The sequence below is a fragment of the Halomonas sp. AOP43-D1-4 genome (assembly GCF_052446175.1).
GTDB lineage: Bacteria > Pseudomonadota > Gammaproteobacteria > Pseudomonadales > Halomonadaceae > Vreelandella > Vreelandella citrativorans.
This window is the reverse complement of the sequence record NZ_JBQSVY010000008.1, coordinates 217274-229272: the sequence shown is the minus strand read 5'-3', so window position 1 is coordinate 229272 and position 11999 is coordinate 217274. Positions and strand designations below refer to the sequence as shown.

Annotated in this window: 16 protein-coding genes; 13 read left to right on the top strand and 3 right to left on the bottom strand. The window is 49.9% G+C overall.

What is annotated here, in order from left to right; translation table 11 throughout:
* The 9 genes from ACT3RQ_RS10935 to ACT3RQ_RS10895 all read left to right on the top strand — a co-directional run.
* A partial coding sequence (locus tag ACT3RQ_RS10935; RefSeq protein ID WP_444680478.1) for a PIN-like domain-containing protein occupies positions 1 to 859 on the top strand: 859 nt, incomplete at its 5' end.
* A gap of 47 nt (positions 860 to 906) precedes the next feature.
* Positions 907 to 1221, top strand: a complete 315-nt coding sequence (locus tag ACT3RQ_RS10930; protein ID WP_444631122.1) for a hypothetical protein — start codon at positions 907 to 909, stop codon at positions 1219 to 1221.
* Between the two features lie 35 nt (positions 1222 to 1256).
* Positions 1257 to 2186, top strand: a complete 930-nt coding sequence (locus tag ACT3RQ_RS10925; protein WP_444680477.1) for a DUF4238 domain-containing protein — start codon at positions 1257 to 1259, stop codon at positions 2184 to 2186.
* Positions 2179 to 2715 (top strand): hypothetical protein, encoded by a 537-nt coding sequence (locus tag ACT3RQ_RS10920; protein WP_444680476.1) that lies wholly within the window; start codon positions 2179 to 2181, stop codon positions 2713 to 2715. Before ACT3RQ_RS10925 ends, ACT3RQ_RS10920 begins: the two co-directional genes overlap by 8 nt.
* Before the next feature lie 171 nt (positions 2716 to 2886).
* On the top strand, positions 2887 to 3303 hold the full coding sequence (locus tag ACT3RQ_RS10915; protein ID WP_444680475.1) for a lysozyme inhibitor LprI family protein: 417 nt from the start codon (positions 2887 to 2889) through the stop codon (positions 3301 to 3303).
* A 91-nt stretch (positions 3304 to 3394) separates the two neighbouring features.
* Complete coding sequence (locus tag ACT3RQ_RS10910) at positions 3395 to 4048, top strand: DsbA family oxidoreductase (protein WP_444680474.1); 654 nt, start codon at positions 3395 to 3397, stop codon at positions 4046 to 4048.
* Positions 4049 to 4108: 60 nt separating this feature from the next.
* Positions 4109 to 4756 (top strand): glutathione S-transferase, encoded by a 648-nt coding sequence (locus ACT3RQ_RS10905; protein ID WP_444680473.1) that lies wholly within the window; start codon positions 4109 to 4111, stop codon positions 4754 to 4756.
* Positions 4757 to 4827: 71 nt separating this feature from the next.
* On the top strand, positions 4828 to 5325 hold the full coding sequence (locus tag ACT3RQ_RS10900) for a GNAT family N-acetyltransferase (RefSeq protein WP_444680472.1): 498 nt from the start codon (positions 4828 to 4830) through the stop codon (positions 5323 to 5325).
* 21 nt (positions 5326 to 5346) lie between these two features.
* Positions 5347 to 5808, top strand: coding sequence for a GNAT family N-acetyltransferase (locus ACT3RQ_RS10895; protein ID WP_444680471.1), 462 nt, complete (start codon positions 5347 to 5349; stop codon positions 5806 to 5808).
* 57 nt (positions 5809 to 5865) lie between these two features.
* On the opposite strand, the gene ACT3RQ_RS10890 is transcribed toward ACT3RQ_RS10895, so the two are convergent.
* Positions 5866 to 6993 (bottom strand): glycerol dehydrogenase, encoded by a 1128-nt coding sequence (locus tag ACT3RQ_RS10890; protein ID WP_087110182.1) that lies wholly within the window; start codon positions 6991 to 6993, stop codon positions 5866 to 5868.
* Between the two features lie 672 nt (positions 6994 to 7665).
* On the opposite strand from ACT3RQ_RS10890, the gene ACT3RQ_RS10885 reads away from it, so the two are divergent.
* The 3 genes from ACT3RQ_RS10885 to ACT3RQ_RS10875 all read left to right on the top strand — a co-directional run bounded on the left by ACT3RQ_RS10885 (position 7666) and on the right by ACT3RQ_RS10875 (position 9764).
* Positions 7666 to 8262 (top strand): tetratricopeptide repeat protein, encoded by a 597-nt coding sequence (locus ACT3RQ_RS10885; protein ID WP_444680470.1) that lies wholly within the window; start codon positions 7666 to 7668, stop codon positions 8260 to 8262.
* Between the two features lie 51 nt (positions 8263 to 8313).
* Positions 8314 to 8574, top strand: coding sequence for a hypothetical protein (locus tag ACT3RQ_RS10880; RefSeq protein ID WP_444680469.1), 261 nt, complete (start codon positions 8314 to 8316; stop codon positions 8572 to 8574).
* Positions 8575 to 8801: 227 nt separating this feature from the next.
* Positions 8802 to 9764 carry a ribonuclease Z gene (locus tag ACT3RQ_RS10875; RefSeq protein WP_444680468.1) on the top strand — a complete coding sequence of 321 codons (963 nt, stop codon included), beginning with the start codon at positions 8802 to 8804 and terminating at the stop codon, positions 9762 to 9764.
* Between the two features lie 79 nt (positions 9765 to 9843).
* Here ACT3RQ_RS10875 and ACT3RQ_RS10870 read toward each other — a convergent pair whose 3' ends face one another.
* Positions 9844 to 10266 carry a hypothetical protein gene (locus ACT3RQ_RS10870; protein WP_172118635.1) on the bottom strand — a complete coding sequence of 141 codons (423 nt, stop codon included), beginning with the start codon at positions 10264 to 10266 and terminating at the stop codon, positions 9844 to 9846.
* 250 nt (positions 10267 to 10516) lie between these two features.
* Here ACT3RQ_RS10870 and ACT3RQ_RS10865 point away from each other — a divergent pair, with 250 nt between their 5' ends.
* Positions 10517 to 10726: a PcfJ domain-containing protein gene (locus tag ACT3RQ_RS10865; RefSeq protein ID WP_444665924.1), complete on the top strand. Its 210-nt coding sequence runs from the start codon at positions 10517 to 10519 to the stop codon at positions 10724 to 10726.
* 30 nt (positions 10727 to 10756) lie between these two features.
* Here ACT3RQ_RS10865 and ACT3RQ_RS10860 read toward each other — a convergent pair whose 3' ends face one another.
* Complete coding sequence (locus tag ACT3RQ_RS10860) at positions 10757 to 11995, bottom strand: PDDEXK-like family protein (RefSeq protein ID WP_444680467.1); 1239 nt, start codon at positions 11993 to 11995, stop codon at positions 10757 to 10759.
* Positions 11996 to 11999 lie beyond the last annotated feature (4 nt).

Genomic DNA, 11999 nt, shown 5'->3' with positions numbered 1-11999 from the left:
AATTAAAGATTCTATAGCGGCTATTTTCGAAAACAGGGTGGGGTCGCCTTACGAAAAAGAAAAGTTACAAGAGCTAATGACGGAAGGCGAAGAAAGGTATAAACAAAAAATACCGCCAGGGTTCAAAGATGGAGCTAAATCTGGTGATAGCGAGGTATTTGTTGAGAAGTGTCGAAAATATGGTGATCTTATAGTTTGGTCGCAAGTAATTGATAAGGCAATTGAATCAGGAAAAGGTGTCGTATTAGTTACTGATGACAAAAAAGAAGATTGGTGGGAAAAGTTTAAAGGAAAAACTGTTGGTCCACGCCCAGAGTTAGTCAAAGAATTTAAGGACAGGGCAAATAATACATTCCATATGTATCAAGCTGACCGTTTTCTAGAATTGGCGAGAGAAAATCTAGACGAGCAAGTCAGCGAAGAAGTCGTTGCCGAGATCAGGGAAGTTAAGCGGCGAGATAAGATTGCTTATAAGCGCATGAAGGAACTGGAGTATCTAAATAGACGAAAGCATGAACTGAATAGTCTATTCAAAGAGCTCGACCACAGTAAGCATAGAATGATGGCATATGAAGAAGAACGCCATATGCTTCAACAACGGATGCATGAGCTAGAGTCAATGCGAAATGAGATGCGACATTATAAAGAACATCTATTGAGAGAAGACATAGATAACCCAGATTATGAGCCAGTAATGAGCCGATATGCGGCTCTTTCTGAAGAGTATGCGCAAGTAAGGCAGAGTCTAGAAAGTTCATCTATGAGACATCAAGAGATGCAAATGCAAATGATGGAACTGGAGAAAGAAGTTGCCCATCGCATGAAACTCATTGAACAAGAAAATGCAGCGGACTCGTAAACTAGCCGCTGATTTTGGCGTTAGGCGGTAGAAGGTAAGTTTGAGCAATGGCAAATAATTGGAATATTCCGGACTGGCTGGAAAAAGAGGTCCGAGCCCGAGATACGGAGTGCGTCTATTGCCGCAATGAATTTACCGCCTTTAAAGTCTCAAGAAAATATACGGCAAGCTGGGAGCACATCATCAACGATGGCAGCATCACTACTAAAGAAAATATTGCTCTTTGCTGTTGCGGCTGTAATGCCAGCAAAGGGCAAAAGCAGCTATCCGCATGGCTGCAAACTAAGTATTGCCGAGATCGGAGCATCACTCCTGAAACCGTAGCGCCGGTCATAAAGCAGGCTATTGAGCGTGGCTTGTAGCACAGCGCTTAACAAGTCGCTTTAGTACGCGGCCGATGGCCACCGGACGCCCTTTTCATTGCGGCTTCGCCTCCATTGCAAGGGCGCCGCTAAGCTCAGCGTTATATTCAACTATGAACAACCCCAAGAATCATCATTATATTCCCCAGTCTTATCAGCTTCTATTCTCGCTAGATGGAAAGAACCTGTTTTATCTGGATAAAAAGGACTCGAGAATTCTCGGGCCTGCTGGCCCTAGGAACTTCTGCTCTGAAAACTTTCTTTATTCTCTAACGGGAGAAGCGGCAAAGGCATCTGACTCACCTACATTGATCGAAAATCCAATGCTATCAACAATTGATGGTGCCTTCGCAACTGAAGTGGGAAAGTTGATATCAGATGATCCAGACAAAACCGATGTCAATTTATATAACCTATCAAGGTTCTTCGGATTTTTATCCGCAAGACATCCAAGTCTTATCAAGGAATTTCAGGATGGATTTGATCGGGCGCTTATCGGAGAAATTTTAAAGCATGCAAGGGGTGATAAAGCCGCCAAGGAAAAAGCGCAAGAAATGGGTTTAGACCTGAATGATGACAGCCTTTTTGAGGGTTTATCATTTTCAGAATCACGTAATATGACGCTTGTGAAGATGATGGAGAATGCAGAAGAAAACGCAGCTTGTATCCATGATTCCATGGGCTGGCTATTTCTTTATTCATTCGAAGCCGATGTCCTTCTTTGTGATCAACCATTTATTATAAAAGACGAACCAATTGTAATAGATCAATTATTCAGCGGTGGGGATGAATACTTTGTTCTCATCCCTCTGTCTCAGCAATTATGCTTGGCTCTATCGTCAGTTAAATCGGATATTAAACATACATACATTAATTCGAGTCAAGCGATGGCAATAAATAACTTAATAATAAACAATGCTGAAAGGTGGGTGATCGGACCCACTAAAGAGTCTATCCATGGCTAAAGAATATAACAAACGCAGGCACGGCGACGGTTTTTTCGTTGCGGCTTCGCCTTCACTACAAAGCCGCGCGTGCTGCGGGCGCTATAGCAAATCAAAAATGAAACTACTCATACTAACGATTACTCTATTTTTATCAGGTTGTGTTATTTATCCCATCAATAAGACGCTTCAGCCGGAGGCTGAAATTCTCGTCACCAATGTGGAAGGCAAGCCCATTCAGGATGCTTGGGTGTATTTAATATCAAGCTCCTACCCTTATGGCTTTGAACAAATGAGAAAGGGAGATAAAACCAGTGATAGAGGTGAGGCGAGCTTTCCAGAAATGAAGGAGTGGCGCACTGAATCGCTAATGATTCACGGCTCAAACGTATTTTTTTGGAATTGGTGCGTAGTAAAAGCCGATTTTGAAACACACTCGACCATGTGGAGTAGTGGTGATGGCTTTCAGCCTCAATACGACGTCACTCTTACGCCAGGGGAAAGCACGCCATGCCCAGAAGAGCCAAATAAAATTGGCCGCGGGCTATAACAAGCACATGTTGCCGGGCTGATTTTAGCTGAGCTCAGGGCTGGCCGCCCGTGCGAGCCATGAATGCGCGGGCAGGGGCGTTCAACGTTTAGATGATCTCCTTTGCGTCGAGTGTGAGAACATGGCGGTTGTGTTCGCTTGGCCAGCACCTTATGTGCGTTTGGGGAAAAAATGAAACAGTGGCTATTCATAGTGCTCGCTTTGCTGTCGTTGTCAGCCGTGGCTGACGACGAGGAGCTTGATTGCAATAACATAAGGAACACGCTTGAGACCAATCGGTGCGCGGCTATCGAATTAGAAGCCGCCGAGGACGTACTTACCCACTATCTGGAAACGAGCATTGAACATAACGCGTTTGACCCTGAGTTAGTCGATGCTATCAAGGTGGCTCAAAAGCAGTGGCAGGCGTATGCCGCTGCCCATTGCGGCGCTGTCTATACGCAGTGGCGCGAGGGGAGCATTCGGAACGTCATGGGCATTACGTGCAGTACCCGTTTAACGAAACAGCGAACGCACGACATCTGGCAAGACTTCCTGACCTATATGGACAGTACGCCGCCGGTGTTACCGGAACCCACTATCGAGTAACGCCTTTATTCGTTACATGACGGTACTGTCGTTACTTTCTATAGGCACGTACCATGCTTTCTTCAGTTTGATCGAATGAGGGGATTGCCCAATGCAAACGCTGAGAATTGACCTGGTGTCCGATGTTGCCTGCCCGTGGTGTGCGATCGGCTACCGGCGCCTGGAACAAGCGCTGGAAACCTTGAAGGGCGAGATCGAGGTCGAGCTTCACTGGCAGCCCTTTGAGCTCAACCGGGACATGCCGCCCGAGGGCGAGCCAATACTTGAGCACCTTTGCCGCAAGTACGGTAAGGATGCGGCCACCATGGAGCAGTCCCAGCGCGAGATCATGAAGGTCGCCGAAGAGCTGGGATTGAATTTCCGTGGAGCCCAGGAGAGGCGGGCGAGCAATACGTTCGATGCCCACCGCGTGCTGGCATGGGCCGCAACGCAAAACCGTGAGACGCCCCTGCAATTGGCACTGTTTGAGGCCTACTTCGGTGAGGCGAAAAATCCTTCAGACCCAGAGGTTCTACGCGAGAAGGCCATTGAGGTTGGGCTGGACGGTGACACGGCCGAAGCCATCGCCCGGTCTGATCAGTACGCGGACGAGGTTCGAGCGGCACAACAGCGATTCATGGAGGCAGGAGTGAGCGCCGTGCCGGGTTTCATCCTCGACGGCCGCTACCTGATTTCTGGCGCCCAACCCGCTGACGTGCTGGTCGATGCGCTTCGTCAGGTGGCTAAAGAAAACGCGAACGGCTAACGTCTCGCATTAGAGTGGTCACCGAGTCTACTGACTTCAATTCAACTGTGAAAAATGCCCATGACGTCATCACTTCATCGCCTTTACTCTTTTCGTCGTTGCCCCTATGCCATGCGTGCCCGGCTCGGCTTATTGTTTGCTGAGTTACCGGTGGAGCTGCGCGAAATCACATTGAAGAACAAACCGGCCCAGATGCTAGCGATTAGCCCGAAAGGCACTGTGCCTGTTTTACAGCTTTTTGATGGTATTGTGATCGAAGAGAGCCGAGAAATAATGGTGTGGGCGCTTGAGCAACAAGATCCGCAAGGGCTGTTAGATGCGAAGGTTAGCGCTCAGTCCAATGCCCTGATCGAGCAAAACGATAATGAATTTAAACATTGGTTGGATCGCTATAAATACGCCGACCGACATCTCGAAATGACCCAGGCAGAGTACCGGCAACGGGGTGAAGCTTTTTTACAGGTTTTAGAGGAGAAGCTGACTCAAAAGCCTTATCTTCTGGGAGATAAGGCGACCATTGCTGATATTGGCATCATGCCTTTTATCCGCCAATTCGCCCATGTAGATCGCGATGTTTTTTATAGCCTACCTTATCCGCACCTGCAGCGGTGGCTACAACACTGGTTGGAACACGCGTTTTTTCTGCAGGCCATGACCAAGTTTCATCCATGGCAAGAGGGGGATGACGTGGTGGTTTTTCCATCTTGAAAAGCGCTACCTGCTTACTAGGGGAATGCCATCCATGTATCGCTCAAGCTATACCAAGGGAATAGAGATGTATGGACGTTAAAATCAGGAAAGCCGAGCCGTCAGATGCGCGCGCAGTAAAAGAAATTTATGAATACCCAAATGCTTATGCGGGCACTCTCCAGCTTCCCCATCCATCTGTTGCCCTCTGGGAGCAGCGTCTTTCAAGCACGCCAGAAAATGTTTACCAGTATGTCGCGCTCATCAATGGAGAAATCGTAGGTGATTTGGGGTTTGAAGTCTGTCAAAACCCAAGGCGCAGGCATGTAGGCTCGCTTGGGATGGGGGTAAAAGATAAATTCCAAGGGCAAGGTGTTGGTAGCGCGCTGTTATCTACGGTGATTGAACTGGCTGATAATTGGCTTAATCTCAAGCGTATTGAGCTTACCGTATACGCAGATAACGAGCGGGCCATTAGTTTATACAAGAAATTTGGTTTTGAAATTGAAGGTGAGTCAGTTGCTTTTGCTTTTAGGGGCGGCGAATACGTGAACGCATACCATATGGCCCGCCTTTCAAATAATGCATGACGAAGTTAAAAGTTAATCCACATGATATTACGAAGAGCAGAGTCAGCAGACTTCACAACGATTTTAAGCTGGCTTAACACGGAACAGACATTCCGTATGTGGGCAGGGCCAGTGGTACGTTACCCGGCAACGCGCACAAGCGCGTGGGCTGACATCGAGGCATCCGAACAAAACGCTTACGCCCTCCTGGATGCTGAAGGTCAAATGGTAGCATTTGGCCAAATACTGCGACGCGAAGGTGGCGTTATTCATCTAGCACGGCTAGTGGTTGATCCCGCTTCAAGAGGGCAAGGCGTGGGCAGGGCTCTTTGTGTAGCGCTTATGAAAGAGGGCGCGTTAGCGCACTCCCTAAACGCTTTTACGCTCAAGGTTTACGAATCGAATAAGCCCGCTTTCCACTTGTATCAATCTTTGGGTTTTGAGTTAAACGGTAGAGTGGATTCAGGCGTTGTTGCTATGATTAAACGTGTAGTAAAGGTTTGATCCGATAGAGGAAAGGACTACGAAGACGGGGCTCCGCAGAGCCCCGTCTTGTAGGCTTTACTCGCTCAATCCCACCTTCTCCATAAACGCCCGTGCGTGCACATCCACCGCTTTAATAGCGTGAACAATCTGCTTGGGCGTTAGCTCATACGCCAGGTTATGGCTTGATTCACCCTCTTTAAGCGCCGCTTCGGCTACACGATAAAGATCTTCTTCGCTTGCCTGGTCAAGCTTCAGCGCTTTCAGCGTCACCGGTAGGCCCAGCGCCAAGTAGAGGTCTAAATACTCTTCCAGCTCCGCCTGAGGCGCTTGGTCGAGAATCAGCTGCGCGACCGTGCCGTAGGCTACTTTTTCGCCGTGGGTCAGGTTGTGAATCTCGCCGTGCAGGGCGGTAAAGCCGTTATGAATGGCGTGCGCTGCCGCCAGGCCGCCGCTCTCAAAGCCCAGGCCGCTGAGCAGGGTATTGGCCTCAACCACGGCTTCAAATGAGGGCGTGACGATCTGCGCCTCGTTGGCTTGGTAGGCCAGCATGGCGTGCTCGAAAAGGATGTCTTCGCACTTCTCGCCAATGGTCGCGCCTAGTAACGTGGCTTTGCCGCCCGCCATGTTGTTGGCGTTAGCACGAATGGCGGCGCGTGCTTCAACCCAGGTGGCCAGTGCATCGGCAATGCCCGAGGCCAGAAAACGCGGCGGCGCTTTGCAGATGATGCCGGTATCGACCAGTACCAGGTCGGGGTTCTTGCTGTAGAAGCGGTAGGACTCAAACTCGCCATCGTCGCTGTAGATGACCGACAGGGCGCTTGTTGGCGCATCGGTAGAAGCAGTGGTTGGCAGTATGGCACAGGCGGCTTCGAGCTTTTCGGCCACACCCTTGGCGGTGTCAATGGCTTTACCGCCACCAAAGCCGATAACGACATCTGCCTGCTGCTTGCGGCCAAGCTCAACGAGGCGGTCGATTTCGCGGGTAGAAGCCTCACCCTCGAACACTGCGCGCTCGAAACTGACGCCTTCGCCTTCCAGGCTCGCGCTTAGCTCCTTACCCGCGATGTCCCAAACCACATCGTCGGCAATCAGCAGCGCCGTTTTCCCGAGCGCTGACACATAGTGTCCGGCGCGGGCGGTAACACCTTCCCCCTGCACGTAGCGGCCGGGGCTGATAAAGACTTTCTCGTTGATGGCTGTCATGGCAAATCGTCCCTAAAAGAGAGTGGGTTGCCTAACCATTGGTAACACATGAAAGGTGCATGTGTATTGCGTTCGTGTGACTTATTAGCGCTTATGTTGACCGCTGTCAGCCTTGTCGCAGGTTTGTATCTTGGCCACGCTAGCTTAGGTGTGGAAAGGCTAGCAGCAGGTTAAGACCTGTTACTATCAAGAGATATTTGTGTAGGTGACTGCTCTTTTAATATAGTGCAGAGCGATGAATCCGGTACTAAAAGGCGGGTAACAGGTGCAACAATCACATTGAGTGGAAAGCAGCGTTTGTTTATAGCCGACGGGGCTACCCTGACATCAACGCGGTGAGCCTGAGCAAGCATCTGATAGTGGATAGTTAGCGGTACAGGAGATAGAGCAGGTGATCTTTGAAAAAAACGGAAATTAGATGAAGCAGTACGCTGCTCTAACTGTGGTGGCAACACGCAATACATCGTGCCGATCACATTTGGCAATATCGCCCTTATCGCACTCCAGATAATTATATTCGTGATGGGACTTGGCGCTCTCATCTTTTATGTAGCAAACGATATAGCCTCTTTTTTGGGTCTGCTGCTGCTTAGCTCTGTAAGCATTGCAAGGCCTCTTTATAGAACGCGACTGATCTGTAAAGAGTGCGCTGCACCCATTCATGACGCTACCTTGAAGTGGACGCTTGGCTCTGGCCCCTTCAAGCGTATTCCCCGCCTGCGCCGGGTAAACACTGACGTTAAACAGCCTATTCTCAAGGCATGGCTACCTAACGCTACCTGGAAAAAATTATGTATTTCCTATCATCAGTTTATGGCGGCCAGCTTCGAAGATAATAACGAGGCGAGGTCAGTCCGCCATCTCAAGCAACTGGATGCGCTGGGAGGCGAAAAAGGAGCGCTTGGGCTTGGTTATCGCTACCTCAATGGCAAGGGGGTAAAGGAGGATCATGCCAAGGCTTACCAGTATTTTGAAAAAACCGCAGGTCTAAATGGCAAATGGTGTATAGAGGCGGAGTTTCAACTGGGCTGTATGCACATGCTAGGGCAGTTTGTGCCCGTCCATGACGTCAAGGCCGGTGAGTACTTCGAGAAAGCAGCCCATAAAGGTCATTCGCTTTCCCAATATAACTGGGGGCTGGCGCTCATTGATGGCTGGGCTGGCTACGAGGATTATGTGAAAGGCTGTGAGTGGATAGAAAAATCGGCCGCTGCAGGTGTGCCCGAGGCACAGGAGGTACTGGGTCGACTAAATAAATTTAAGTCGTAGGGTGCTAAACGGCAGTATATTACATCTACCAGCGAACGCTTTTTTCAATCGTTGAGCATCGTCGTCAATATTCAAAAAGTACTGTGGGCGCTCAATGGACTGGGGCAAGTGACGCTACAGCCGGGTTTCATGGCGCTTTTTCTACTGCTTATGGCTGCAACCTCGCAAAAGGTTGGCTATTTAAAATATAGAAGCAGCCTTGATCCTGTCAGTTGGGGGGCTGTTTGGGCGTTTACCGTTTTACGCGTTTCTGGGAGTCACTATTTATCTTGCCATGTTTCTATATTGCTGGAAGAGAAGGCGGCGGCATGAACAGTTCTGCGTTCAATGCGAGAAGGTTGTTACGCGAAAAGCGGTCGAGCAATGCTCCTGTGGTGGCGAAGTGGGATATTTGGCAGATTACAAGTACGTCAAGGAGCAGGAAAATACCAATTGAAAACCCACAATCATCGTTGTTTCGCTTGCCGAAGAAGCCGATTTCAAGTCATAACGTCTTGTGCAGGCTGTGTTAAGCCGAGCTTCAAATCACTTGGATAATTATGAACCTGCTCTTTCTAGGCACCTCCGCCGGTGTGCCCACCAAAAGCCGAAATGTGACTGGCATTGCTTTGCGCGAGAGCAAGGGCAAAGGCTGGTACCTGATTGATTGTGGAGAGGGCACCCAGCATCAGGTTTTGCGTACGAAGCTGTCGTTTCATTCATTAAACGCCATTTTGATTACCCATGTGCACGGCGACCACTGCTATGGGCTGCCGGGCATACTGGCGAGCGCGGGAATGAACGGCCGAAAAGCGCCGCTTACCATTGTCGCACCCGCAGGCATCAAAGCGTGGTGGGAGGCTACTTGCGAGGCCACGCAGCTAAGCTTGCCTTTCGCGCTGGAATTTATCTGTTCAGATGACCTGCCGAGCATTGAGTTTGAAAACATGGCGGTTGCCACGTTCAAACTTTCCCATGGGGTGGCGTCCTATGCCTATGCGTTGACAGAGAAAAACGTCGATGCTGCCTTGGACATCGAAAAGCTCATCCAGAAGGGGGTTCCCAGAGGGCCGTTGTGGGGGCAGTTAAAAAAAGGGTTCGATATTGAGTTCGCGGGTGAGACATTAACAAGCCATGAGTTTTTACTCCTCAAGTATGAGGCCAGGAAAGTGGTCATCGCGGGGGACAATGCCCAGCCTGAGCTGTTGTGGGACGCGTGCTCAGGGGCGCAAGTGCTGGTACATGAAGCCACGTATACGCAGGAAATGGCCCAGAAGGCGCTTGAAGTAGGGCATAGCTACGCCAGGCTTGTGGCTGATTTTGCCGAATCGGTAGCGCTGCCCAACCTGGTGCTGACGCACTTTAGCCCGCGTTATCAGCTCAACCCCCTGGCATCGCCCTCTATCGAGGATATCCGCAAAGAGGCCCAAAGCGCCTATTCGGGCGCGCTTTACCTTGCGCGGGATTTTCTTGAATTTAGCCTGGATAAGTCGGGCCACTTTTCTGAAGTGGCGAGCGAATAAGTTTTCCCGGTTTTAACGATTCTTGCGAATGGGCGGCTACCCGAAAGCAGGTAGCCGCTTCTTGTGATTGCCGGGAAAATCAGTCGCGGCAGTAGCCTTCGCCTGCTTGCACTACCAGGCAGTCTTCCTTCTCCGCTAGCCATTTCAAGCCGGTGGCTTCGCCGTCTCCGGCGCGAAGTCGCTGCTGGCCGTCATCGCGGCTGAAGCTAATGCCGTCGTCTGTGGCTTGCCCTTCGAATGTGCCGTGTTGGTCGGCGTCCAGGCCGTACTGCATTTCAAGCAGATAATGGCCGGGGCCTGCCGTCTCGTCCTGTTGGACTTCAAGGTATAAACCCTCCACCCCCGTCCATCTGCCGACCCATTGATCGGTAACCTCGTGAGAGAGCTGGCTTTGCTCGGCTACCGTATCTGAATCGGCGGCACTTGATGCGGCGGTATTGGTGTCTTGATTACACCCGCTGATCAGTATCATGGTGCCTAGGGCTAACGCTGTTTTCATCATGGCGAGTGTCACCGGCGGTGGGGTAGTTGAAGGGTAATCTGAGATTCGTCTTGATCAAGCCCTTTGGCGGAGATTAAAGGTACAGCACTCCCAATAGCGAGCTTTACGAGAAATAGACTACCCCTTTTTTTGCGCATCTATTCGCTAAAACACGGTACTTATATTAGTTACTAACACCTTCTGAGCGTATTCAACCCACAGACCGCTGCATTAATATTCAGTATCATTTAGAAAATCCGATATTGTTGCGTTGGAAAGTTGGGATGCTTTACTGGCTGAAGGCAAGCAAATGCATCACTGCATTGGCAGTTATGCGGCACAAGTCAGCGCTCGTCAGGTATTTGTCTACCACATGGAAGCACCAGAAGCGTTAACCATCGCGATCTCCTCACAAGGCAGCCAGTGGGGAGTGCAAAATACGTGGCTATTGCAATGCATTACCGAGCGAGGCGTCACTTGAGGCAATACAGCGATGGTTAACTGCTCACTATTAGGAGTGGGTTGTGGCTTGGGCTTCTGGCAGGAAGGCGTGCTCGTTCACCCATTTCGCTAAATCGCCCAGCGCTTTCATGGCGCCTGCTTTAGTGTACTCGTGGGGCCATGCACTCAATGCTAAACAGCGCCCTTTAACTTCGTACCAGGTATGCGTGTCATTACCGTCTCTGTACCAGCTACAGCTCGGCTGTTTAGTGTCAGGTGTTACGTCCAGGAAAGCTTGCTCGATATTTTTTAGCCAAGGGTCATTGCTTGTTTGGCTTTCCAGATATACTCGAACTTCAAAACCGATACTTTCATCGCCTTCTGACACTGAAGAAGGATAATAAATGAGACATATTTGGGCAGCTCCTGAATTACCCCAAGTACTGGGGGAAAAGCGCCAGGCTTTTATATTGTCACCCCAGTCCTCGGGGTTATTTTTGGTATTAATGTCTGTCGTCGCTATTTGCAATGCAGCAGCAATATGACTTTTACCTTCCGCCACCAGTTCTTGCTCGAATTGTTTCAAACGTTGAGATGCTTCATATAAGCTATTGAAATGCTTTAACGAAAAATCCAGTTCGTTTTTTGTCATCGTCTTTTCTTCAGTTGGGTGGGCGATAGAGGCGAGATGCTGTAATAATTCCTGGTAGAAAACTTGCCATTTTGTCTGATTGGACGGGGCCACGTCTTGCCCGTAAAGTTCATACGCCGAGGCCACTATTTCCGAGTAGGATAGCGTCGGCCAGCCTGCGTTACGGGCGGGTATCCGAACACCTTCTTTGGTGTCATCCGGGCATAAAACGCACTTGTAGGTGGTAACCGCATAGCTTTCCAGCAATTTGTCATAGGCATAAAACGGATTATTCGTCGCTGCAGCCCATACTTTATGCTCGATGCCTAATACGAAGTCGTTTCCCGAAACCACTAAGTCCAAGCGTTTGGTTGACTCGCTTTCAACATTCCAGCTTCCTACTTCCCGTTCGGTAGTGATTGCTTCCCAGTCGACTTGCTGTAGATCGTCATGATCAAACTTACGAGCTAGCGCATGCAAAATGGCCTTGGCTAACCAGTGCGGTGCGCCGGGATAGCCGCCCATAAAGAAGGCCATTAAGTCGGATAGCCGGTTCTCATGCTGACCTGGCCCTGCAACGGAAAACAAATTGGGTGTTAAAGGTTCTGGTTTAGGCAGCAGTGCCAATTTCTCGAAAAAACGCTCCAACGCTGCCAAATCGGCCGATTCTAAAGACATTGAT

Bases quoted from the DNA above. Each gene is read 5' to 3' on its own strand.
- ACT3RQ_RS10915 (WP_444680475.1), top strand. From the start codon at position 2,887: ATGAAACAGTGGCTATTCATAGTGCTCGCTTTGCTGTCGTTGTCAGCC.
- ACT3RQ_RS10930 (WP_444631122.1), top strand. From the start codon at position 907: ATGGCAAATAATTGGAATATTCCGGACTGGCTGGAAAAAGAGGTCCGA.
- ACT3RQ_RS10925 (WP_444680477.1), top strand. From the start codon at position 1,257: ATGGCCACCGGACGCCCTTTTCATTGCGGCTTCGCCTCCATTGCAAGG.
- ACT3RQ_RS10875 (WP_444680468.1), top strand. From the start codon at position 8,802: ATGAACCTGCTCTTTCTAGGCACCTCCGCCGGTGTGCCCACCAAAAGC.
- ACT3RQ_RS10905 (WP_444680473.1), top strand. From the start codon at position 4,109: ATGACGTCATCACTTCATCGCCTTTACTCTTTTCGTCGTTGCCCCTAT.
- ACT3RQ_RS10900 (WP_444680472.1), top strand. From the start codon at position 4,828: ATGGACGTTAAAATCAGGAAAGCCGAGCCGTCAGATGCGCGCGCAGTA.
- ACT3RQ_RS10890 (WP_087110182.1), bottom strand. From the start codon at position 6,993: ATGACAGCCATCAACGAGAAAGTCTTTATCAGCCCCGGCCGCTACGTG.
- ACT3RQ_RS10895 (WP_444680471.1), top strand. From the start codon at position 5,347: ATGATATTACGAAGAGCAGAGTCAGCAGACTTCACAACGATTTTAAGC.
- ACT3RQ_RS10870 (WP_172118635.1), bottom strand. From the start codon at position 10,266: ATGATGAAAACAGCGTTAGCCCTAGGCACCATGATACTGATCAGCGGG.
- ACT3RQ_RS10910 (WP_444680474.1), top strand. From the start codon at position 3,395: ATGCAAACGCTGAGAATTGACCTGGTGTCCGATGTTGCCTGCCCGTGG.
- ACT3RQ_RS10920 (WP_444680476.1), top strand. From the start codon at position 2,179: ATGGCTAAAGAATATAACAAACGCAGGCACGGCGACGGTTTTTTCGTT.
- ACT3RQ_RS10860 (WP_444680467.1), bottom strand. From the start codon at position 11,995: ATGTCTTTAGAATCGGCCGATTTGGCAGCGTTGGAGCGTTTTTTCGAG.